The following is a 20,214-nucleotide window of genomic DNA, read 5'->3' on the forward strand; positions in this document are numbered from 1 at the left end:
GATGAATATCTTTATTAGGCCAAGATAGCTTTAAGTGCATCAATAAAAGCAGCATTCTCTTGAGGTAAACCAATCGAGATACGCAACCATTGTGGCAGGCCATAGTTACCCACAGGCCGAACGATAATGCCGCGTTTGAGCAGTTCTAAATTAATACGTTCACCTGCTTGATCATCATTGCCCACCTTTACCAACACAAAGTTTCCGGCAGATGGTAAATACTGAAGTCCTAATTGATCAAATGCTTTAGTCAGTTGTGCGTAACCTGCGCGATTGAGCTCAAAACCCTCTCTCAGAAATGCGGTGTCTTGGAACGCTGCAATTGCTGCAGCTTGGGCCAGACTATTCACATTGAATGGTTGACGAATGCGATTTAGTAAATCGGTTAAATGAGGTTGTGCCACACCATAACCAATCCGTAAGCCAGCCAAGCCATATGCTTTTGAGAAACTGCGGGACAAAATCATATTGGGAAAACGTTTCACCCAAGCAATCGCGTCATAGCGTTGCTCTGGATTCAGGTACTCGTTATACGCCTCATCTAAAACCACCACTACATGAGTAGGCAACGCTATCAGAAAATCTTCAATTGCTTTTGCAGTGAGATAGCTGCCCGTTGGATTATTGGGGTTTGCGACAAATACTAGCTTCGCTTTTTCACCAGCGGCTTTGATCGCAGCCAGAATTGCTGGCAGGTCATGACCATAAGTCTTGGTAGGAGCTACTTCAACTGCTTTGGCGCCTAAGGCTTGGGTTGCCAGAGGGTACACAGCAAATGCATGTCTAGAAAAAAACACTTCATCACCTGCTTGCGCAACGGCGCGTGCGGCTAACTCAAGAATGTCATTACTGCCGTTGCCTAGCGTAATCCAATCGCTTGGCACCCCTAAGCGCTCGGACAATACTTTCTTTAATTCAAAGCCATTGGAGTCTGGATAACGACCTAGATCACCAGCAGCTTTGAGCATGGCATCTTGGGCGGACTTTGGCATTCCCAAGGGATTTTCATTGGAAGCCAGTTTCACAATCTTGTTTTCATCTAAGCCGTACTCGCGCGCCACTTCACTGATGGGGCGACCACCAACATAGGGTGCTATAGCGTGAATATGTTTAAGACCAATCTTAGAAGTCATTCTTAGGCTTACTGATTTATTTACTAATGTATCGACAAATTTATTTTCTATAGCTCAGGCTGAGTGAGGATAGGAACCCAGGTTCTTGTAGAACGCTGCAGTTGCTTTTAATTCCTCTAAAGCCTTCACGACTTTGGCATCCTGTGCATGACCGGCAATATCAATATAGAAGTGATATTCCCAGGTGCCTTTGCGGGCAGGTCTTGACTCAAAACGGTTCATGGACACCCCATGCTTTGCTAAAGGTGCCAGTAAGCGATGCACAGCGCCTGGCTGGTTATCGATCGATAAGACTAAAGACGTTTGATCTTTACCGGTTGGCTGACATTCATAGGCGCCTACTACAACAAAGCGAGTACGGTTATGGGGATCATCCTGAATCTGTGCAGCGACAGCTTGTAAACCATAAGCCTCTTGCGCAGGATCACCAGCGATTGCAGCTAAGGATGGATCATTAGCTGCCAAACGTGCAGCCTCAGCATTGCTACTCACTGCTTGGCGTTTTAAGTTTGGCGCATGCAGGCTTAACCATTGCTGACACTGTGCCAATGCTTGTGCATGAGCGCACACTGTTGTGACACCGTCAAGATTTCCACTCTTAGTTAAGAGGTGATGATGAATCGGCAACACTACTTCACCGCTAATGCGCATTGAAGAATCTAAGAGCAAATCTAAAGTACGTGAGATCGCGCCTTCACTAGAGTTCTCAACCGGCACCACACCAAATTGCGCGGCGCCCTTCTCTACTGATTTGAAAACTTCGTCCAAACTTGCACAAGGCAATCCCGCAATCGAGTGGCCAAAATACGTTTGAGCAGCTTGTTCAGAGAAGGTGCCTGTTGGCCCGAGATAAGCAATTGTTTGACGAGCCTCTAAGGCTCTGCAGGCAGACATGACTTCGCGCCAAATGGCTGCAATACCATCAGGTAATAAAGGACCAGCATTGATTTCTTGAAGACGAGCAACTACCTGGCGCTCACGCTCAGGACGAAATACTGGGGATGAGAAACCACCTTTTACATGTCCCACTTCTTGCGCTGCTTTAGCACGCTGCGTCAGTAAATCTAAAATCTCTGCATCTAATGCATCGATTTTTTCTCGCAGGGGAGCTAAGCGCTGTTCTTCAGTACTCATTAAGCCCGCCTTTCAAAATCACGCATAAATTCAATTAAAGCTTTGACACCCTCTATCGGCATTGCGTTGTAAATACTTGCGCGCATACCACCCGCAGCTTTATGACCACGCAAAGCAACTAAACCTGCAGCATTGGATTGCGCCAAAAACTGTGCATTCAAAGACTCGTCCTTTAAAAAGAAAGTGACGTTCATACGAGAACGGTATTGTTTTTCGACCCGATTCTCATACAAACTACTTTGATCCAAGAACTGATAGAGCAAGCCCGCTTTTTCTTGGTTACGCTTTTCAATAACCTTAACACCGCCCTGCTTAAGAAGCCACTTAAATCCTAGGCCAGCCATATAAATTGAAAAGGTGGGGGGCGTATTGATCATCGATTGGGTGCTGGCCTGAACAGACCAATCCCAAATTAAGGGTGTGATCCCCATGTGGTGACCTATCAGGTCTTTGCGGACAAGCACAATCGTCACACCCGATGGGCCAATGTTTTTCTGTATACCGCCGAACCAAACGCCACACTGCGTGACATCCATTTCTTTAGAAAGAAAATTACTAGAAATATCGGCAACTAAAGGAGTATTGCCAACATCTGGCACATCCGGAAACTCAACACCGCCAATCGTCTCATTGGCACAGTAGAGAACATAAGCAGCATCATTCGATAGCTTCCAAGTATTTCTTGGGGGGATGGTGTTGAACTTTTCTGCAGCAGAAGATGCAGCTAAGTTTGCAGTGCCATACTTCTGCGCTTCTTTATAAGATTTTTCTGACCAGATGCCAGTAACAATGTAATCCGCCTTGGGTCCATTCTTAGCTAAAGGCATGAGATTCATTGGGATAGCTGCATTTTGTCCAAGGCCGCCACCTTGTAATAGCAAGACTTCATAGTTACTTGGAATATTCATCAAGGTGCGCAGATCCTGCACCACCTCTTCATACACCTCCATGAATTCTTTGCTGCGATGGCTAATCTCCATCACGCTTGTGCCAAGTCCACGCCAATTGAGCATTTCATCAGCAGCCTGCTTCAACACCTCTTCAGGCAAAGTGGCCGGCCCCGCAGCGAAATTGAAGATGCGGCGGTCAAAGCTCATCGTGTTAGCTAATTTAGTGGTGACGCCTTACGCGTCACCTGCCGCATCAGGGGTGGAATCGGTTGCTGGATCAGCAGATGCATCGCCCTCTTCTACTTCATCACCCTCGTCATCCGAATCGCTTTCAGCAATGCGCTGTAAACCAGAAAGACGTGTACCTTCATCAACGTTGATCAAAGTGACGCCTTGAGTTGCACGGCCCATCTCACGAATTTCAGAAACGCGGGTACGCACTAAAACACCGCCAGTGGTTATCAACATGATTTGATCTTCTGGCGATACCAATGCAGCGGCAACAACCTTGCCATTACGCTCGCTTGTCTGAATCGCAATCATGCCCTTAGTGCCACGACCATGACGCGTGTACTCTGCAATTGGAGTGCGCTTGCCATAACCATTCTCTGTAGCAGTTAATACGCTACTCGGAACTGCAACGCCATTTGCATCCACTACTGCAGCTTGCACACCTTCAGCTTCTGCTGGAGCAACGAGCATTGCAATCACTTGATGACCATCACCTAAGTTCATGCCACGAACACCACGTGCGGTACGGCCCATTGGACGAACGTCATTCTCATCAAAGCGCACTGCTTTACCTGCATCAGAGAACAACATCACATCGTGTTGACCATCAGTAATTGCTGCGCCAACTAAGAAGTCACCCTCATTCAAGTCGACAGCAATAATGCCGGCTTTACGAGGATTGGAGAAATCAGATAAACGGGTTTTCTTCACAGTACCTAAGCTAGTTGCCATAAAGACATACTGATCATCCTGATAGCCCTTGATTGGAAGAATCACGGTAATCTTTTCACCCTCAATCAAGGGGAACATATTGACAATTGGCTTACCACGTGAAGTACGGCTACCTTGCGGTACTTCCCATACCTTCAACCAATACATACGGCCACGATCAGAGAAGCAAAGGATGGCGTCATGCGTATTGGCTACGAATAGAGTATCAATCCAATCCTCATCCTTAGTGGCAGCAGCTTGCTTGCCGCGACCACCGCGTTTTTGTGCGCGGTACTCGCTCAGTGGCTGACTCTTCATATAACCTGTATGTGAAAGTGTCACCACCATATCTTGTGGAGTGATCAAATCTTCCGTAAAGAGTTCGGTAGCATTCATTTCAATAAATGAACGTCGACCACTATCACCACCTGCTTTACCAAACTCCGCTTGAACTTCTTTCAGCTCGCTTTCAATCACAGAAGTAACGCGCTCTGGCTTAGCTAATAAATCTAACAAGTCAGAGATCTCTGACATAACTTCTTTGTACTCATTAACAATCTTGTCTTGCTCAAGACCAGTCAGGCGTTGTAAGCGCATCTGCAAAATTTCTTGCGCTTGACTATCAGAGAGGCGATACAGGCCCGTGGTCTGCATGCCGTACTCAGGCAATAAGCCTTCAGGACGATAAGCATTGCGGCCACCCGGGGTATCTGTTTCAGCACGCGCCAACATCTCGCGCACCATCGATGAATCCCAAGCTTTGCCCATTAACTCCTGCTTCGCAATTACTGGATTTGCAGCCGCTTTAATAATGGCAATGAACTCGTCAATGTTTGCCAATGCAACAGCTAAACCTTCTAGGACATGGCCACGCTCGCGCGCTTTACGCAATTCAAAAATGGTGCGACGTGTCACCACTTCACGACGATGCTGCAAGAAGTACTCCAGCATTTGCTTTAAGTTGAGTAAGCGTGGCTGGTTGTCTACTAAGGCAACCATGTTCATACCGAAGTTATCTTGTAGCTGTGTACTCTTATACAAATTATTGAGAACAACTTCCGGCACTTCACCGCGTTTGAGTTCAATCACAACGCGCATACCGGATTTATCTGACTCATCACGCAAATCAGAAATGCCTTCAACCTTTTTCTCATTCACCAACTCAGCGATACGCTCGAGTAAGTTCTTTTTATTGACCTGATATGGCAACTCATCAACGATGATGGCTTGACGTGCACCTTTATCGATATCCTCAAAGTGAGTCTTAGCGCGCATGACCACTCGGCCGCGACCAGTGCGATATCCCTCGCGAACTCCTTGAACACCGTAAATAATGCCGGCAGTGGGGAAATCTGGGGCTGGAATAATCTCAATGAGCTCATCAATCGTGCATTCTGGGTTATGCAAGACGTGTAAACAGGCCGTCACGACCTCATCGAGGTTATGAGGGGGGATGTTCGTCGCCATACCTACGGCAATGCCAGAACTGCCATTAATCAGCAAATTAGGCACTTTGGCAGGCAGAATCAGGGGTTCTTTCTCGCTACCGTCGTAATTTGGCCCAAAATCGACGGTTTCCTTGTCCAAATCAGCTAAAAGCTCATGGGCGATCTTGCGCAGCCGGATCTCGGTATATCGCATTGCAGCAGCGTTATCACCGTCTACAGAGCCAAAGTTGCCCTGCCCGTCAACCAGCATATAGCGCAGGGAGAAATCCTGGGCCATTCGCACAATGGTGTCATACACCGCAGAATCACCGTGCGGGTGGTATTTACCGATGACATCGCCAACTATACGGGCAGATTTTTTGTAAGCTCGGTTCCAATCGTTGTTTAATTCATACATCGCAAATAAGACCCGGCGATGAACCGGTTTGAGACCGTCACGCACGTCTGGCAGGGCTCTGCCGACTATGACGCTCATAGCGTAGTCCAAATAGGACCGTCGCATTTCGTCTTCGAGGGATATTGGTAGTGTTTCTTTAGCGGCTTGTTCCATCTATAAATAATATCATTTTGATGGCAGGTGGCCCCTATGATAAGATTCTGTCAGTTTGTATGAATTTAAGAAGTATCGCTTTGCGGTTTTTTGATTCAAAGTAGGGCGAATTCGATATACGTTTGACTTTAATTTAAAAGAGATTTGAGGACTAAAAATGAACAAAACCCTAAAACTGATGCTTGCTGGCGTAATTACTGTTGCTGCTACAGCTGCTTCTGCTCAAAACGTTGACAACTGGGTCAACTCAACCGGTACATCCTGGAAAAACGGCGACGGCACATTGTGCTGGCGTGATAACAGCTGGACTCCTGCTACAGCTGCTATAGGTTGTGATGGCGCAATTGCCGCTAAGCCTGCTGCTGCTGCTGCTGCTTCTGGTGTTAGCCAAAGCAAGATCACTTTGCAAGCTGACACACTTTATGACTTTGACAAAGCTTCATTGAAGCCAGAAGGAATGGCAACTTTGGACAAGATTGCTCGTGATTTGAGCAAGATCAAGTTAGAAGTCATCATTGCTGTTGGTAATACTGACAGCGTTGGTACAGATGCATACAACATGGCCCTCGGTCAGCGTCGTGCTCAGTCAGTTAAAGCTTATCTGACAAGCAAAGGTGTTGACGGTAGCCGTATCTACACAGAATCAAAAGGCAAGAGCAATCCAGTTGCAAGCAATGCAACTGCTGAAGGCCGCGCTAAGAACCGCCGTACTGACATCGAAGTTGTTGGTACAGCAGCTGCTAAGTAATTCACCTTACTTGTAAAAAAGCCCGCTTCTTGCGGGCTTTTTTATTTCCGCTATATTCGTAGACTTACCCATTAATTCACCCAATAGCTTCTGCCCATGAACGTCGACCAATCTGAAATCGCCAAATTTAGCGCCCTAGCCCATCGTTGGTGGGACCCGAACAGCGAATTCAAGCCTTTACATGCCATTAATCCCCTACGCTTAAATTGGATGAAAACCTTCGTTAACTTCGAGGGCAAAAAAGTAGTGGATATTGGTTGTGGTGGTGGCATCCTCGCAGAATCAATTTCTCAATCAGGTGCCGGCACTACTGGTATCGATCTCTCTGAAAAAGCACTTAAGGTAGCTGAGCTCCATGCATTGGAAGTGGGTGCTAACCTCACTTACCGCTCTATTTCAGCAGAAGCGCTAGCAGATGAACAGCCAGAACAATACGATGTGGTGACTTGTATGGAAATGCTGGAGCACGTACCCGATCCCTCTTCTGTAGTCCGTGCCTGCGCTAAGCTCTGCAAACCTGGTGGTACCCTCTTTTTTAGCACCCTAAATCGCAATCCCAAGTCCTACTTATTTGCCATTATTGGTGCAGAGTACATTCTCAAACTGCTCCCTAAGGGCACTCATGAATACGCTAAATTTATTAAGCCCTCAGAACTCGTTGGCTTTACCCGTAACGCAGGTTTAGAAATGATTGGCATCAAAGGCTTAAGTTACAACCCGCTCACTCAGGTGTATAGCCTCAATGATGATGTGGATGTGAACTATATGATTGCCGTTCAGAAACAATGAATAGCGTGAATCCTGTAATAAGCCCTTATCACGGAATCTTTTTTGATCTAGATGGCACATTAGCAGACACAGCCCCAGATTTAGTTGCTGCAACGAATAAATTACTAATAGAACGCAACCTTGCTCCAAAGCCGTATGAACTTCTGCGCCCATACTCATCTGCTGGTGCGCGCGGACTTCTTGAGGGCGCATTCGGAATTGCACCAGATCATGCTGAGTACATTTCTTTACGCGATGAGTTCATGATTAATTATGAAAATGCCCTCTTGGTTCACAGTGTTTTATTTGAGGGTATCGAGCACTTACTGCAACAATTAGAAAAAGCAAATCTTCCTTGGGGAATCGTTACTAATAAAAGTGAGCGTTTCACTCACCCACTCACCGAACTTATGGGTCTCCGCCAAAGAGCGGCCTCAACTGTTTGCGGTGATACAACGCCACATCCAAAGCCCCATCCAGCACCCATTCTGCATGCAGCCAAAATTGCCAATGTTGATCCTACAAAATCAATTTATGTAGGTGATGACATTCGAGATGTGATTGCAGGTAAAGCGGCAGGTATGCTGACAGTTGCAGCCGCATATGGCTACTGTGGCTGTAAAGAGCCTCCCGAGGCCTGGGGTGCGGATTACATCATTAACAAACCTCTCGATTTATTACAAATCATCTTCCCAAATAGGGGATAACAACACTTCCAAAAGATATTGGGCAATTTAAAGCTAGCGGCTTTAAAATAGACCTTCCTATGCATGAACTCCGGGGTCGACATGGTTTCGACGTGGATTACAAAGCATCAAGGGCATACCGAGGACCCGTTATCTCGTAAATCAATGGGAATGTAATAACTGCTAACGACGAACGTTACGCACTAGCCGCTTAATTGCGGTTGCCCCTGAACTGATTCTCTCTTGGGTCAGGTAGCGCAAGCTACATCAGGGTCATTTACAAGAGATAAGACTATTTCGTGTCACGGGGGATAGTACGAAAACTTAGTGAATCGTCAGTCAGGAACATGTCAATCTGTGCCTGACTAATTAAATTAAATGATATGACTAAGTATGTAGAACTTGTTGTGGAGGATTTGCGGACGCGGGTTCGATTCCCGCCGACTCCACCATTTTGAAGTATGTAACAGTCTAACGCCACCCACCAGGGTGGCGTTTTTCCATCAGAAAAGCAATTCAATCATTTGCATTAATGAAATTGATAACTCATGCCAGCTTGAAAATTAAGCGGTGCACCTGCAAAGATTCCATCTGGATTTCGGCTAGCAATATATCTCTTATCAAAAAGATTATTGATTACTCCAAACACTTTCCAATCTTTATTAATTGCGTAGTTAGCGCTCCAATTAACCGTTGCAAATGCAGGCATCTCACCTAAAGTTCCAATGGCATTTTCAACAACTGTGTTTGCTGAATCGGCATATTGATTAGACACATAATTCAGACTCACTAAAGTTTTAAAACTATTCTTTTCATAGCTAACACCTAGGTTGGAAGTCAGCTTAGGTGTGTAGGGAATGCGGTTTCCATCCCGCCCTAAGGAGTTTGTGCCGACAAATTTTGCTACCGGAATATAGGTAGCATTGCCGTTAACACCCCAACCATGGCCAAGCATATATCCAAGAGCTAACTCAGCACCCTGATGCAAGCTTTTCCCTCCATTGGCCTTCGATATTCCTGCTGCCAAGCTCTGATTCACAATTTGATTACTGAAGTTCATACTAAAAACTGCAGAATCATATGAGAAAGCGCCCGATCTTCCACGCAAGCCCAATTCCATATTGGTTGAGCGTTCGGGCGCCAACTGCTGATCAACCCCTTTATCATCAATCGCGGTTGATAGTTGGGCTGGTGCGAAACCCTTGTAAATGCTGCCATATATTTGTGCTTGGGGCATTACTTGCCAAGTAGCGCCAATTTGCGGAATCGTTTCTACATTCTTGGCACTCCCAGATGCGCCACTAAGAACATTTGAACGGCTCTGGTTGTAGCTTTCAACTCGTACCCCTGGAATGAGCGCAAAGTCTTTGCTCAACAAGAAACGATTTTGCCCATATACCGCCACAGAGTTAGCCTTATTATCTTCATGCGCAGAAATACGCCCTGAATAGGCTAAGGTTTTAGAGGTCTCCAGTTGATTAATTTGAGATTCAGTATGTAAACGAATGCCAAACTCTGCTTCATTGGAAATTCCCAAGGCCTTATAGGCATGACCCACCCGAGAATCAAGACCCAGCATTTGAAACTCACGATTACGACCAATCAGACAATCTGAGCCTTGGTTACAGGGCCTAAAGACTGTGGCATCTTGAGTGCGATTAACAATACTTTGTCGCCAATAATTGCGGGATAACTTGCTCCAATACATCAAAGTATTGATTTTGGTATCTGCATCAATTTCGATAGCATGATTAATGTCTACCGCATTTCTTTGGGTAATGAAGCGGTCATTAGGTGCTGTATTTTCTTTCGAGCGATTAATGTATTGATTGGGACGCAGACCGACATAGGAGGTATTGATATTGTTATCGTAATGAGTGTATTTCAGACTTAACCACTGATTCTGCGAAATCTCTATTCCTCCCTTCATCAAGATGTCATACATTTTGAAACCATTACTCTGATAACCATTGGACTCAGATTGAATGAGATTAATTCCCCCAATTGCGCCATTTGACGATGACCTTCCCCCTGCTTCAATCTCCGCCAAGCGATATCCATAATTACCAAGCTTACCGGTTAACTTAAATCCTTGGGATGGTGTTTTACTGAGGTAATTGACTACCCCGCCAATATTAGATGGCCCATATTTCAGACCTGATGCGCCCTTTAAAACCTCAATCCCGCCAATACGCTCAACCGGCGGACTGTAATAGGAGGCGTTTGAAATAAAGAGGCTTGGTTGTATTGGAGCGCCGTCTTCTAGCAGCAGCACTTTTGTGCTACGGCCAGGATTTAATCCGCGAATTCCGATATTCGGAATGGATCCTAAACCACCTTCATCTCCACGAACATTCACACCAGGAATTGTCTTTAATACATCTTGTAGTGACTGAGGCTGAATCTCTGTCATCCTCTTTTGATTGATGACATTAACTGTTCCTGGAATTTTGCTCAGGGCGCTCTCCTCTCGCCCAACAATATCAATTCTGGGTAACTCAATATCTTGAGCCTTTACTAAAACCGAAAAAGAATTACCAAACAATAATGCAATCGATGAAAGCCAGGCCAGCTTATTTTGAGGGCGAAAAACATCTTGATGCTTCATATACTATCTCCAGTGATAAAAACAAAAAATCGCTGGCTATATGCATATGAAAATGCTCTTGCTGGCTAGTAACTGATTAACGACTTACTTTGTCAGAATAAGTTTTCCTAATTTAGTGATACGTAATTGATATGAATTCCCGTCATGCAGGATAAAAATCTGCTTCATACGCCCTAATAAAACTTCGCTAGAAACAGTCTTAGGCAAAAGATAGAGGGATTGATCTTTAGCAACCTCTTGATTTGAATTATTTTTCTCACTCAAAGGCTAGCCCTCTAAGATAAATTGAACGGGAGTCTGAAAGCACTGAGAGGAAACCTCGTCAGAGGGCTTGAGGGGCATAAATCTCCACAATGCCAAGGCTTTCAGAGCTGAATGATCTAAACCTTGAAAGCCTGAACTCTGACTAAGGCCAACCTGATCCACGATGCCCTGCTCATTCACACACAACCTCACAATCACTAAACCCTGCTCCCTGAGTTGCTTGCTTGCCAGAGGGTAATGAGGTTTAGGGCTATGCATAGGCAATCTAGCTGCACCATTTACCGAATGGCCAAGATTCTTTCCGCCACCCGGCGAATTAGATTCATGAGTAGAAATTGAACTGTAACTTTTAGCATTTAAGGATGCATTCACTAGAGGCGTATTAGATGATTTTTTACGCGAGGGTAAGAGCGCCCTTTCACCTAATAAATTTACCATCAGAGCTCCTGGTTCTGATGAATTGGCACCTACAGGTGGCCCTGATAAAAGCGCTAGTAAAACTAATAAATGAGAGATCAATACGCCTGAAATAAGCAATGTATTTCTGGGCAAGGCACTCCAGAGCAAATGACTTCCTTAAAATATAAATGAGTAGTAATCAAGCTCACTTGCTGACAGGATTTGCAGTAATGAACTCTAGCTCTCAAACATTTTAAGGATGATGTAGTGGATTAACAACCATAAGCCCAATAGGGACCGGGCTTGTAGGGCTATTTACTGTGGTACTACTTTATAGCCAAACGCCAAAGTGATGTGACCTCTTTAGATCTTGCAGTATATAGAGCATCCGTTTTATCGAACACTTTTTGATGCTGTGGTTTGGTATCTAAATGAGCGATCACTTTCAAGCCAGCATCCTCAATCCAAGACAGCAATTCTTCTCTAGATCGCAATCCTAGATGCTCGGCCAAATCAGAAAGAATGAGCCAGCCTTCACCGCCAGGTAATAAATGATCTTTTAATTTGCCTAGAAAGCCTCTTAACATTTGACTCTCAGGGTCATACACAGCGTGCTCAAGTGAAGAGCTGGGTCTTGCTGGCAACCACGGCGGATTACAAACAATCAGCGCTGCTTTTTCTGCTGGAAATAAATTTGTCTTGAGAATTGCGATTTGCGAGGATAGACCTAAGCGTTTAATATTTTCCTTAGCGCATGCTATTGCACGATCATCTTGATCGGTTGCAGTGATCTTTTCAATACCCCTGATTGCCAATACAACTGCTAGTACACCAGTTCCTGTGCCAATATCAAATGCGGTGGAGTTTTTCTGAAGGGTAGTAGGTAGTGGTGCCTTAAGAACAAGCTCAATATACTCCCCTCGGACTGGGGAGAAGACACCATAGTGCGGATGAATCCGAATCTCTTCATCATCCCTTACCAAAACGGACACACCTTTTTTGCGCCACTCATGAGCGCTAATGACCCCCAGTAACTCTCTGAGAGAGATGACATAAGGCTCGGCTTGCTCTCCATAGGCCTCAAAACAAGCTTTGGCAACATCTGGCGCTCGCCTTAATGAAATACTGTGATCAGCGTTGATTCGAATCAGCACCATCCCCAAAATACGCGCCCTTTGGGATTGGGCAAGGCGATGAAGATTAAAGATATCTAAAGGACTTTTTGTTTTTTCCTTTACTACCCTATCAGCTCTGGTAGATTTCTTAGACGGTTTATCAATCCTCCTCACCAAGGCCTGTAAGAGCTGCCTCGCATTCTGAAAGTCGCCTTTATAGAGCATTGCCGTACCTTCGCAAGCTAAGCGGTATGCAATATCAGCTGTTAAGGTATCGTCAGCAATCTGAATTTTTTTATGCGGTGCAATCCCATTTTCTGAATGCCACCTAGCGGAGCAAATTTGCTCACCCTCGCTCCACTGGATCATCGCTGAAGTGATCACCTAAACGATGACAAAACGATTGTTTTGATAATCGTCAATGGCTTGCTCAATTTCAGCTTGAGTATTCATCACGAAAGGACCATGTTGTACGATGGGTTCATGCAAAGGCAAAGCTGCCAGCACGATGAACTGAGCGCCTGCTCCGTCTGATGTCACCATGAGTCGGTCTCCAGCGCCCAGAACGATGGCGGCTTGTTTTGGAGCTAGCTTCATGGGAGCCCCTACGGCAAGATCGCCACCATAGACATAAACAAATGCATTGAGCTCTTGAGGGATGGGATATTCAAACTCCATATTAGGCGGTAAATGCACATCCAAAAATAAGGGTGCTGTAGTCACCCCCTGAATGGGCCCCTGAACTTCATTACCATCATGCTCATAAGAGCCAGCAATCACTTTTACTAAGCCTCCATTAGCAAGAGCTACGCTCGGAATATCTTCCACCTGAATATCTCGATATCCCGCAGGCTTCATCTTTTCTGCGGCAGGTAAATTAATCCATAACTGAAAGCCGCGCATAGCACCGCTCACTTGCTGCGGCATCTCTGAATGGATAATTCCGCGCCCAGCGGTCATCCACTGTACGCCACCTGTCTTTAGATGGCCTTTATTACCCAAATGATCTTCATGCAACATGTGCCCTTCGAGCATATAGGTCACTGTCTCAAAACCCCGGTGCGGATGTGCTGGAAATCCAGCAACATAGTCATTAGGGTCATTGGATGAGAACTCATCCAACATTAAAAAGGGATCTAGCCTCGCTCGTTGCTGACCGCCAAAGCTTCGACGCAGTTTGACGCCAGCACCATCAGAGGTAGCAATACCAGGAATGACAGTTTGGATATTGCGGATCATCTTTTCAGTTTGACTACATTAGGCCGGAGGATGATCTTCTGGATTGACATCTAAAGCGATCAAGAAGCGAGACACCATGTTGTATGCAGCAATCACTGTCACTAATTCCACGGTATCGGTGCTACCGAGCTCTTTTTGCAAACGCTTCATCAACTGGCTATCCACCTTAATATTGCGAGTCATCTGAAAAGTTAAATCAGCCGCATCGTTCTCCACTTGGGTAAATAGATTTCTGGGGAAGCTAGCTTGACCAATCAATCGCAGTCCCTGTACTTGCTCCTCAGTGCCGCCCGCTTTTTTAAAAGGAGGAGCATGATGAAAGAATTCGTACTCAGCACCATTGAGCACCGCTACACCACACATTGCTAACTCACGTAACTTAGGATCTAAAGACAGGTTATTGCGGATTTCACCAATAAAATGATTCCAGCCTTCAGCGATTGGTACGCTATGCAAGAGCATGCGATCTAAGTTAATAAACTGGCCACCACGCCTTTTTCGAATAGCAGCAACCAGCTCAGCTGGCTCTGCTAAATCCATTGCTTGATAAGGAATTAAACGTTCAGACATAAGTGCTTTCTATTGGCCGGTTTCTTTAATATTGTTCTCAATCACAAACTTACCCCAAATACCAATTTGCTTGCCGATGAAGTCACGGGCAGTTTCTGAAGATCCACCAATAATTTCAATTCCTTGAGATTTAAATTTCTCAGCAACTGCTGGGGTCTTCAAAGACTTATTCAGGGCTTTATTCATGGCCTCCACTATTGCTGGTGGAGTTTTACCTGGAGCTAAGACTGCCCACCAAGCTGGAGCGCTAAATCCAGGAAAGCCGCTTTCAGCAACGGTTGGTACATTAGGTAAACCTGGGACTCTTTTGGTGGTTGTAATAACTAAAGGAATTAAGCTACCGCTCTCAATGTGGGGTTTGACCAAAAACTCTGAACCAATCGCTAGCTGTACCTGCCCACCAAGAGCGTCTTGCATTAAGGGGCCACCGCCACGATATGGAATATGGTTCCAATCAAATCCTGCCTGCTTAGCAAGGCGCGCCATTGCTAAGTGGCCTAAGCTGCCAATACCAATTGAGCCATAACTAAATGGCTTGCCCGCCTTAGACATTTCTGCAAGTTGCTTGAAACTGGTAATGCCTGAATTCTTGCTGGCTACCAAAACCATCGGCGAGGTACCTACCAGAATGACAGGTGCAATATCTTTAATCGTGTCATAGGGAAGCTTATCTTTTAGGGATGGATTCACGCCATGGGTATCAAAGACTACTGCAAAGGTATATCCATCGGCATCGGCCCTGGTCATTGCGGAAGTACCAATCACACCAGATGCGCCCCCAATATTTTCAACAATGACGTTTTGCTTTAATTCTGATTGCAAAGCCGGAGCCAAAACACGAGCTACTTGATCAACTGATCCACCAGGTGGAAATACCGCAATCAAACGAATCGGCTTTTGGGTAGGCCAAGTCCCTACCCCAGCAGTTTGGGCAATTGCTGCACTAGCAGCTCCCAAAGCAAATAGAGCTAGAAATAAGATGCTTTTGGCCATTTTGGCTAGATAAAGCATGGGTTGTCTCCTTTTGATAAGACCTCAAGATTACCACCCCCAAGGTCTATTTGCTCGATAATGATGGGGTAGTCCAAAGAGAGAAAAAATGAAGTCGATTTTAAATATTGCCGCCTATTTATTTGTTAGCCTAGATGGCCTAGTAGATTTGCGCGCCAAAATGCTGAGTGAGTGTAATAGCCGAGAGCTCAAAGGCACCATTTTGCTCACTGGTGAAGGTATCAACCTATTTTTGGCCGGTAAAGAGATGGAGCTACGTGGCTTTTTGGATTGGCTTCGGTCAGACCCGCGCTTTACACCTCTTGAGGCAAAAGAAAGCTGGTCAGAAGATCAACCGTTTAAGAAGATGTTGATCAAGCTCAAAAATGAAATTATTCGCATGAATCATCCTGCGATTCGCCCTGAAGAAGGTCGCGCAAATTTTATTAAACCTAAAAAACTACAAGTGTGGCTTGATCGCGGTACCGATGACTTGGGCCGCCCTGTAGTCATGATAGATACCCGCAATGCATTTGAAGTTGACTACGGCACTTTTGAAAATGCCCTGCACTTCAATATCGAAAAGTTCACCCAATTTCCAAAAGCAATTACTGCGCATAAAGAAGCGCTTGCAGACAAAACGTTGGTGAGCTTTTGCACTGGCGGCATTCGTTGTGAAAAATCAGGTCTCTATATGCGTGAGATTGGTATGCAGCATAGCTACCAACTCGAGGGTGGCATTCTCAAATATTTTGAGGAAGTAGGCTCCGCGCATTACAAAGGTACTTGCTTTGTCTTTGATGAGCGCGAAGCTCTTGAGCCCACTCTAGATTCCATCCCAGTTGAGCAATCCATTCGGAAAAAACTCAAGGCGAGATAGATGATTTAAGTTGACTTACCCACCAAAGTCATATGTTCAACAAACGGTGGTTTTGCAAAGAAAGGGCCCACAATAGCGCGCCAATCCGCAAAGGCGGTAGACCCCCGAAAATCAACTGTATGGTTCTCGAGAGTGTCCCAATAAATGAGCAATAAATAGCGAGATGGTGTTTCTATGCTGTGGTTTACCTTATAGCCCTTGAAGCCCTTTGCCTTTGAGATCACGGTATCCACACCCCGCAAAATAGCCTCTTCGAACTCTTTCTGCTTGGCTGGGTCAATTTCTATGTCGCAATGTTCCAAAATCATGGTATTTCCTTAATCAAAATAGATTGCTCATCAATAGTAAACTTACTATATAAGATTGTATTCATACACAACAATAATCCGGACCTGAGAGACATGTCTAACGCTATTAATCGGCCAATGCCGATTTTTTTATCCTTTATTGCCGCACTTGCGATCCTCGGTATTAGCTTGGGAGCCCAAGCCCAAAGTGCTCCTAGCTACCCACTCAAACCCATCAAGCTAATAGCTCCGGTTGCTGCTGGTGGAGGTCTCGATAACATTGCTAGAGCAGTCGCAGAAAAACTCTCGCGCTCCATAGGCCAAACAGTCGTCGTTGAAAATATGGGCGGTGGAGGCGGCTCGATTGCATCTCAAGCAACTGCTAAAGCTCCAGCTGATGGTTACACCTTAATGATCGCCTATGTAGGCACCCATGGCACCAATCCTGCAGTACGTAAACTCCCTTACGATGCCATCAAAGACTTCACACCGATTGGCATGATTGGTGCTACACCAAATGTTTTAATCATCAATCCCGAATTACCAATTAAAAACTTCAAGGAATTTGTAGATTACGCCAAAAAGAATCCTGCCAAACTCAGTTATGGCTCAGCAGGCCCTGGCACTCTCACTCATCTGGGTATGGAGCAGTTGAAATTAGCTGCTGGGATATTCATGGTGCATGTGCCTTATCGCGGTGTTGGCCCTGCTTATACAGATTTACTAGCAGGTCAGACTCAGGTGATGCTTCCCACCTTATTTGCTGGCTTACCCTACATCAACTCTAATCGAGTACGTGGGCTTGCTATTACAGGGACCAAACGAAATTCTGCTGCGCCAACCATTCCAACATTCAAAGAACTTGGCTACGACGGTTTTGATGGTCAACAATGGTATGGCTTAGTAGGGCCTGCAAATTTGCCCCCAGCCATTGTTGCTAAATTAAATACGGAACTCAATAAAGTATTAGCACTATCTGACTTCTCCGAAAAAATGACGAGTGAGGCGATGACATTGATGCCAATGACTCCTCCTCAATTTAGTAATTACATCAGGGACGATATCGCACGCTGGGCCAAAGTGGCCAAAGATCGCCATATTGAAATTGATTAACTCAAGACACTTCATCAATCTAACTATTCTTTATATTCACAGGAAATCATATGTCTCACGCTATAGCTGCAGCAGCAGATCTAAATGCCCCACCAGTAACAAAAATTTTGGCGGAGTTTGTTGCTTCACACCCAAGTCAAGGATGGGCGCCAGAAGTCGATCACGAGGCGCATCGCACCTTCTTAAACTGGCTAGGCTGCGCGATTGGGGCTGCTAACCATGAGAGCGTAGAGTCTTCCTTGGCGGCCATCCGAGAATTTCAGCCAGCTCCACAAGCAAGCATCTTGGGACGTAAGGACAAAGTAGATATGGGTGGCGCAGCCCTCATTAACGGCATCAGCTCACATACCTTTGATTTTGATGACACACACCTCAAGACTGTGATTCATCCGGCAGGCCCAGTAGCCTCAGCGATCTTGGCATTAGGCGAACACACCAATGTCAGCGGTCGTCAGATCATTGACTCTCTGGTCTTGGGCATTGATGTTGCATGCCGCGTTGGTAATGCCATGTACCCAGATCATTACCATCGTGGTTGGCATATCACTGGCTCTACTGGCATGTTAGGTTCTGCAGCCGCATGTTCACGCTTGATGGGTCTTGATCTTCAGAAAACTACTATGGCTCTAGGTATTGCAGCCTCACAGCCGGTTGGCATGCGCGAACAATTTGGCACCATGACTAAGCCTTTTCATCCTGGTGGCGCTGCACGTGCAGGTCAACTCTCAGCACTCCTAGCCAAGCATGGCTTTACCTCGAGCCCAAAAGCATTAGAAGCAGGTCGTGGCTATATGCAAACTGTTTCCACCAAATGTGACTGGTCAGAAATTGATCGTGCATTAGGTAAATCCTTTGAGATTTCATTAAATACTTACAAACCTTTTGCTTGCGGAATTGTGATTCATCCCGCAATTGATGCTTGTGCGCAATTACGCGCCCAAGGTGTGAAGGCAGAAGATATTGAGCGTATTGAATTACGTGCCCATCCACTCGTCTTAGAGCTCACTGGCAAGAAGACACCTAAGGATGGCCTGGAAGGTAAGTTCAGCGTCTATCACGGTTGCGCTGTTGGCTTGATCTTTGGTCAAGCTGGCGAGGGTGAATATGCAGATGACATCGTGAATCGGGCTGATGTCGTAGCCTTGCGTGCCAAGGTGAATGCAACTACAGACACATCGATCAGCGAGGCATCTGTGGATGTCAAAGCCTTTTTGAAGAACGGCAAGGAAGTTCACATCTTTGTGAAGAACGCGATTGGCTCCGTGGAGAATCCAATGACCGATACTCATTTAGAGCAGAAGTTCACAAACCTTACTGAACCAGTGATTGGCAAAGAAAAGACTGTCCAACTGATTTCTGCGCTCTGGAAATTGGGGCAAGCATCTGATCTCAAGCAAATTCTGAGTCTTTGTACACCAGACTAATTCACTAGAAAGTATTTGATATGGCTGCATTACCAAACATTGTCATTCTCGGAGATTACGAACAAGCTTTGCGCCGGTTTTCGAACTGGGATAAGTTAGAGCAAGGCTCCAATCTCACTTTCCATCACAAACCCTTACGTGACGAAGCTTTATACGAAGCTGTGAAAGATGCTGATGTAATTGCCATCGTGCGCGATCGCTCACCTTTTAATGAGGCCATGATTGCACGCTTACCAAAGCTCAAGTTTTTGATGTTTACTGGTGAGCGCAATGGCACACTCGAAGCCTCTGCTCTAGTAGCGCGCAATATCCCGATGGCACACTCTCCAGGCGGCCCCTCTAAAGAAACTACTGCAGAACTCACCTGGGCTTTAATTCTCGGAGCATCTAAGCGTCTGATTGAAGAACATAGGCTGATCGCTTCTGGGGGCTGGCGCGATCAACTCTCCGTACTCCCCATGCTCTGTGGAGAGCGCTTGGGCGTCATGGGGCTTGGTGCCATTGGCAGTCGCGTAGCTCGCGTGGGCGCAGCATTTGGCATGGAAGTGGTGACCTGGAGTCCGCGTATGACTCCAGAGCGGGCTGCTGCCGAGAATGCCAAATCAGTCAGCATGGAAGAGTTACTGAAAACTTCTAAGATTGTCACCCTACACCTCGTAGCGGGCCCTGGTACCAAAGGACTGATTAGTGCAGATCAATTAGCCTTAATGCGTCCAGACTCTATCTTGGTAAATACTTCACGCTCTGCCTTGATCAATATGAATGATCTACAAAAGGCGCTTGTTGCAGGCAGGCCAGGGCAGGCTGCTGTTGACGTGTTTGATATTGAGCCACTTCCTGAAAATGATGTTCTCCGTAATACACCCAATCTTTTAGTCACACCACATCTCGGTTTTATTGCTGAGCCCATTTTTGAAGTCTTCTCTAAAGGCATAACAGAAACTTTAGAAGCTTGGCTGGATAACAAACCAGTACCGCATCCATTCAAACCACAATAAGCTTAGTAAGCTCTAGCAAGCCCCACTC

At 45.8% G+C, this 20,214-nt stretch carries 19 protein-coding genes and 1 other RNA gene; 8 read left to right on the forward strand and 12 right to left on the reverse strand.

What is annotated here, in order from left to right:
• Positions 1-14: 14 nt before the first annotated feature.
• Genes hisC through gyrA form a run of 4 tightly spaced genes read right to left on the reverse strand, consistent with a single transcriptional unit; the run spans position 15 to position 6,097 of the window.
• Positions 15-1,133: a histidinol-phosphate transaminase gene (gene hisC, locus CBI31_RS02825; RefSeq protein ID WP_088524885.1), complete on the reverse strand. Its 1,119-nt coding sequence runs from the start codon at positions 1,131-1,133 to the stop codon at positions 15-17.
• Between the two features lie 54 nt (positions 1,134-1,187).
• On the reverse strand, positions 1,188-2,267 hold the full coding sequence (gene pheA / locus CBI31_RS02830) for a prephenate dehydratase (RefSeq protein ID WP_088524886.1): 1,080 nt from the start codon (positions 2,265-2,267) through the stop codon (positions 1,188-1,190).
• Positions 2,267-3,364, reverse strand: a complete 1,098-nt coding sequence (serC, locus tag CBI31_RS02835) for a 3-phosphoserine/phosphohydroxythreonine transaminase (protein WP_088524887.1) — start codon at positions 3,362-3,364, stop codon at positions 2,267-2,269. Before serC ends, pheA begins: the two co-directional genes overlap by 1 nt.
• A gap of 27 nt (positions 3,365-3,391) precedes the next feature.
• A complete protein-coding gene (gene gyrA / locus CBI31_RS02840) occupies positions 3,392-6,097 on the reverse strand; it encodes a DNA gyrase subunit A (protein ID WP_088524888.1) in 2,706 nt (901 codons plus the stop codon).
• A 157-nt stretch (positions 6,098-6,254) separates the two neighbouring features.
• On the opposite strand from gyrA, the gene ompA reads away from it, so the two are divergent.
• From ompA to ssrA, 4 genes are all read left to right on the forward strand, one after another.
• Positions 6,255-6,845, forward strand: a complete 591-nt coding sequence (ompA, locus tag CBI31_RS02845; protein WP_088524889.1) for an outer membrane protein OmpA — start codon at positions 6,255-6,257, stop codon at positions 6,843-6,845.
• A 96-nt stretch (positions 6,846-6,941) separates the two neighbouring features.
• Positions 6,942-7,634 (forward strand): bifunctional 2-polyprenyl-6-hydroxyphenol methylase/3-demethylubiquinol 3-O-methyltransferase UbiG, encoded by a 693-nt coding sequence (gene ubiG / locus CBI31_RS02850; protein ID WP_088524890.1) that lies wholly within the window; start codon positions 6,942-6,944, stop codon positions 7,632-7,634.
• A gap of 5 nt (positions 7,635-7,639) precedes the next feature.
• The gene (locus tag CBI31_RS02855) at positions 7,640-8,320 is read left to right on the forward strand and encodes an HAD family hydrolase (RefSeq protein ID WP_240553673.1); all 681 of its coding nucleotides are present in this window, start codon (positions 7,640-7,642) and stop codon (positions 8,318-8,320) included.
• A gap of 72 nt (positions 8,321-8,392) precedes the next feature.
• Positions 8,393-8,751, forward strand: a transfer-messenger RNA (tmRNA) gene (ssrA, locus tag CBI31_RS02860).
• A 77-nt stretch (positions 8,752-8,828) separates the two neighbouring features.
• Here ssrA and CBI31_RS02865 read toward each other — a convergent pair.
• The 7 genes from CBI31_RS02865 to CBI31_RS02895 all read right to left on the reverse strand — a co-directional run bounded on the left by CBI31_RS02865 (position 8,829) and on the right by CBI31_RS02895 (position 15,505).
• Positions 8,829-10,907, reverse strand: a complete 2,079-nt coding sequence (locus CBI31_RS02865) for a TonB-dependent receptor family protein (RefSeq protein ID WP_088524892.1) — start codon at positions 10,905-10,907, stop codon at positions 8,829-8,831.
• A gap of 84 nt (positions 10,908-10,991) precedes the next feature.
• Positions 10,992-11,171 carry a hemin uptake protein HemP gene (hemP, locus tag CBI31_RS10560; RefSeq protein ID WP_088524893.1) on the reverse strand — a complete coding sequence of 60 codons (180 nt, stop codon included), beginning with the start codon at positions 11,169-11,171 and terminating at the stop codon, positions 10,992-10,994.
• 3 nt (positions 11,172-11,174) lie between these two features.
• Complete coding sequence (locus tag CBI31_RS02875; RefSeq protein WP_133062481.1) at positions 11,175-11,609, reverse strand: energy transducer TonB; 435 nt, start codon at positions 11,607-11,609, stop codon at positions 11,175-11,177.
• A gap of 287 nt (positions 11,610-11,896) precedes the next feature.
• The gene (locus CBI31_RS02880) at positions 11,897-13,054 is read right to left on the reverse strand and encodes a 50S ribosomal protein L11 methyltransferase (RefSeq protein WP_206075431.1); all 1,158 of its coding nucleotides are present in this window, start codon (positions 13,052-13,054) and stop codon (positions 11,897-11,899) included.
• 15 nt (positions 13,055-13,069) lie between these two features.
• Positions 13,070-13,924 carry a pirin family protein gene (locus tag CBI31_RS02885; protein ID WP_088524895.1) on the reverse strand — a complete coding sequence of 285 codons (855 nt, stop codon included), beginning with the start codon at positions 13,922-13,924 and terminating at the stop codon, positions 13,070-13,072.
• Between the two features lie 18 nt (positions 13,925-13,942).
• Positions 13,943-14,494: a carboxymuconolactone decarboxylase family protein gene (locus tag CBI31_RS02890; RefSeq protein ID WP_088524896.1), complete on the reverse strand. Its 552-nt coding sequence runs from the start codon at positions 14,492-14,494 to the stop codon at positions 13,943-13,945.
• 9 nt (positions 14,495-14,503) lie between these two features.
• Positions 14,504-15,505, reverse strand: coding sequence for a tripartite tricarboxylate transporter substrate binding protein (locus tag CBI31_RS02895; protein ID WP_088524897.1), 1,002 nt, complete (start codon positions 15,503-15,505; stop codon positions 14,504-14,506).
• An 88-nt stretch (positions 15,506-15,593) separates the two neighbouring features.
• Here CBI31_RS02895 and CBI31_RS02900 point away from each other — a divergent pair, with 88 nt between their 5' ends.
• Positions 15,594-16,364, forward strand: coding sequence for a sulfurtransferase (locus CBI31_RS02900; RefSeq protein WP_088524898.1), 771 nt, complete (start codon positions 15,594-15,596; stop codon positions 16,362-16,364).
• 5 nt (positions 16,365-16,369) lie between these two features.
• Here CBI31_RS02900 and CBI31_RS02905 read toward each other — a convergent pair whose 3' ends face one another.
• Positions 16,370-16,672: an antibiotic biosynthesis monooxygenase family protein gene (locus CBI31_RS02905; protein ID WP_088524899.1), complete on the reverse strand. Its 303-nt coding sequence runs from the start codon at positions 16,670-16,672 to the stop codon at positions 16,370-16,372.
• Between the two features lie 117 nt (positions 16,673-16,789).
• On the opposite strand from CBI31_RS02905, the gene CBI31_RS02910 reads away from it, so the two are divergent.
• The 3 genes from CBI31_RS02910 to CBI31_RS02920 are packed head-to-tail and all read left to right on the forward strand — an operon-like array spanning position 16,790 to position 20,186.
• Positions 16,790-17,764, forward strand: coding sequence for a Bug family tripartite tricarboxylate transporter substrate binding protein (locus CBI31_RS02910; RefSeq protein ID WP_240553675.1), 975 nt, complete (start codon positions 16,790-16,792; stop codon positions 17,762-17,764).
• Between the two features lie 50 nt (positions 17,765-17,814).
• Complete coding sequence (locus tag CBI31_RS02915) at positions 17,815-19,188, forward strand: MmgE/PrpD family protein (protein ID WP_088524901.1); 1,374 nt, start codon at positions 17,815-17,817, stop codon at positions 19,186-19,188.
• A 20-nt stretch (positions 19,189-19,208) separates the two neighbouring features.
• Positions 19,209-20,186 (forward strand): D-2-hydroxyacid dehydrogenase family protein, encoded by a 978-nt coding sequence (locus tag CBI31_RS02920; RefSeq protein WP_088524902.1) that lies wholly within the window; start codon positions 19,209-19,211, stop codon positions 20,184-20,186.
• Positions 20,187-20,214: the final 28 nt, after the last annotated feature.

The organism is Polynucleobacter campilacus (assembly GCF_002206625.1).
GTDB classification, from domain to species: Bacteria; Pseudomonadota; Gammaproteobacteria; order Burkholderiales; family Burkholderiaceae; genus Polynucleobacter; species Polynucleobacter campilacus.

Excerpts from the sequence above, each read along its gene's own strand:
- CBI31_RS02915 (WP_088524901.1), top strand. The coding sequence starts at position 17,815 with ATGTCTCACGCTATAGCTGCAGCAGCAGATCTAAATGCCCCACCAGTA.
- ompA (WP_088524889.1), top strand. The coding sequence starts at position 6,255 with ATGAACAAAACCCTAAAACTGATGCTTGCTGGCGTAATTACTGTTGCT.
- CBI31_RS02900 (WP_088524898.1), top strand. The coding sequence starts at position 15,594 with ATGAAGTCGATTTTAAATATTGCCGCCTATTTATTTGTTAGCCTAGAT.
- CBI31_RS02910 (WP_240553675.1), top strand. The coding sequence starts at position 16,790 with ATGCCGATTTTTTTATCCTTTATTGCCGCACTTGCGATCCTCGGTATT.
- CBI31_RS02880 (WP_206075431.1), bottom strand. The coding sequence starts at position 13,054 with ATGATCCAGTGGAGCGAGGGTGAGCAAATTTGCTCCGCTAGGTGGCAT.
- pheA (WP_088524886.1), bottom strand. The coding sequence starts at position 2,267 with ATGAGTACTGAAGAACAGCGCTTAGCTCCCCTGCGAGAAAAAATCGAT.
- CBI31_RS02885 (WP_088524895.1), bottom strand. The coding sequence starts at position 13,924 with ATGATCCGCAATATCCAAACTGTCATTCCTGGTATTGCTACCTCTGAT.
- CBI31_RS02895 (WP_088524897.1), bottom strand. The coding sequence starts at position 15,505 with ATGCTTTATCTAGCCAAAATGGCCAAAAGCATCTTATTTCTAGCTCTA.
- gyrA (WP_088524888.1), bottom strand. The coding sequence starts at position 6,097 with ATGGAACAAGCCGCTAAAGAAACACTACCAATATCCCTCGAAGACGAA.
- CBI31_RS02920 (WP_088524902.1), top strand. The coding sequence starts at position 19,209 with ATGGCTGCATTACCAAACATTGTCATTCTCGGAGATTACGAACAAGCT.
- serC (WP_088524887.1), bottom strand. The coding sequence starts at position 3,364 with ATGAGCTTTGACCGCCGCATCTTCAATTTCGCTGCGGGGCCGGCCACT.
- CBI31_RS02865 (WP_088524892.1), bottom strand. The coding sequence starts at position 10,907 with ATGAAGCATCAAGATGTTTTTCGCCCTCAAAATAAGCTGGCCTGGCTT.
- hisC (WP_088524885.1), bottom strand. The coding sequence starts at position 1,133 with ATGACTTCTAAGATTGGTCTTAAACATATTCACGCTATAGCACCCTAT.
- ubiG (WP_088524890.1), top strand. The coding sequence starts at position 6,942 with ATGAACGTCGACCAATCTGAAATCGCCAAATTTAGCGCCCTAGCCCAT.
- CBI31_RS02875 (WP_133062481.1), bottom strand. The coding sequence starts at position 11,609 with ATGGTAAATTTATTAGGTGAAAGGGCGCTCTTACCCTCGCGTAAAAAA.
- CBI31_RS02905 (WP_088524899.1), bottom strand. The coding sequence starts at position 16,672 with ATGATTTTGGAACATTGCGACATAGAAATTGACCCAGCCAAGCAGAAA.
- CBI31_RS02890 (WP_088524896.1), bottom strand. The coding sequence starts at position 14,494 with ATGTCTGAACGTTTAATTCCTTATCAAGCAATGGATTTAGCAGAGCCA.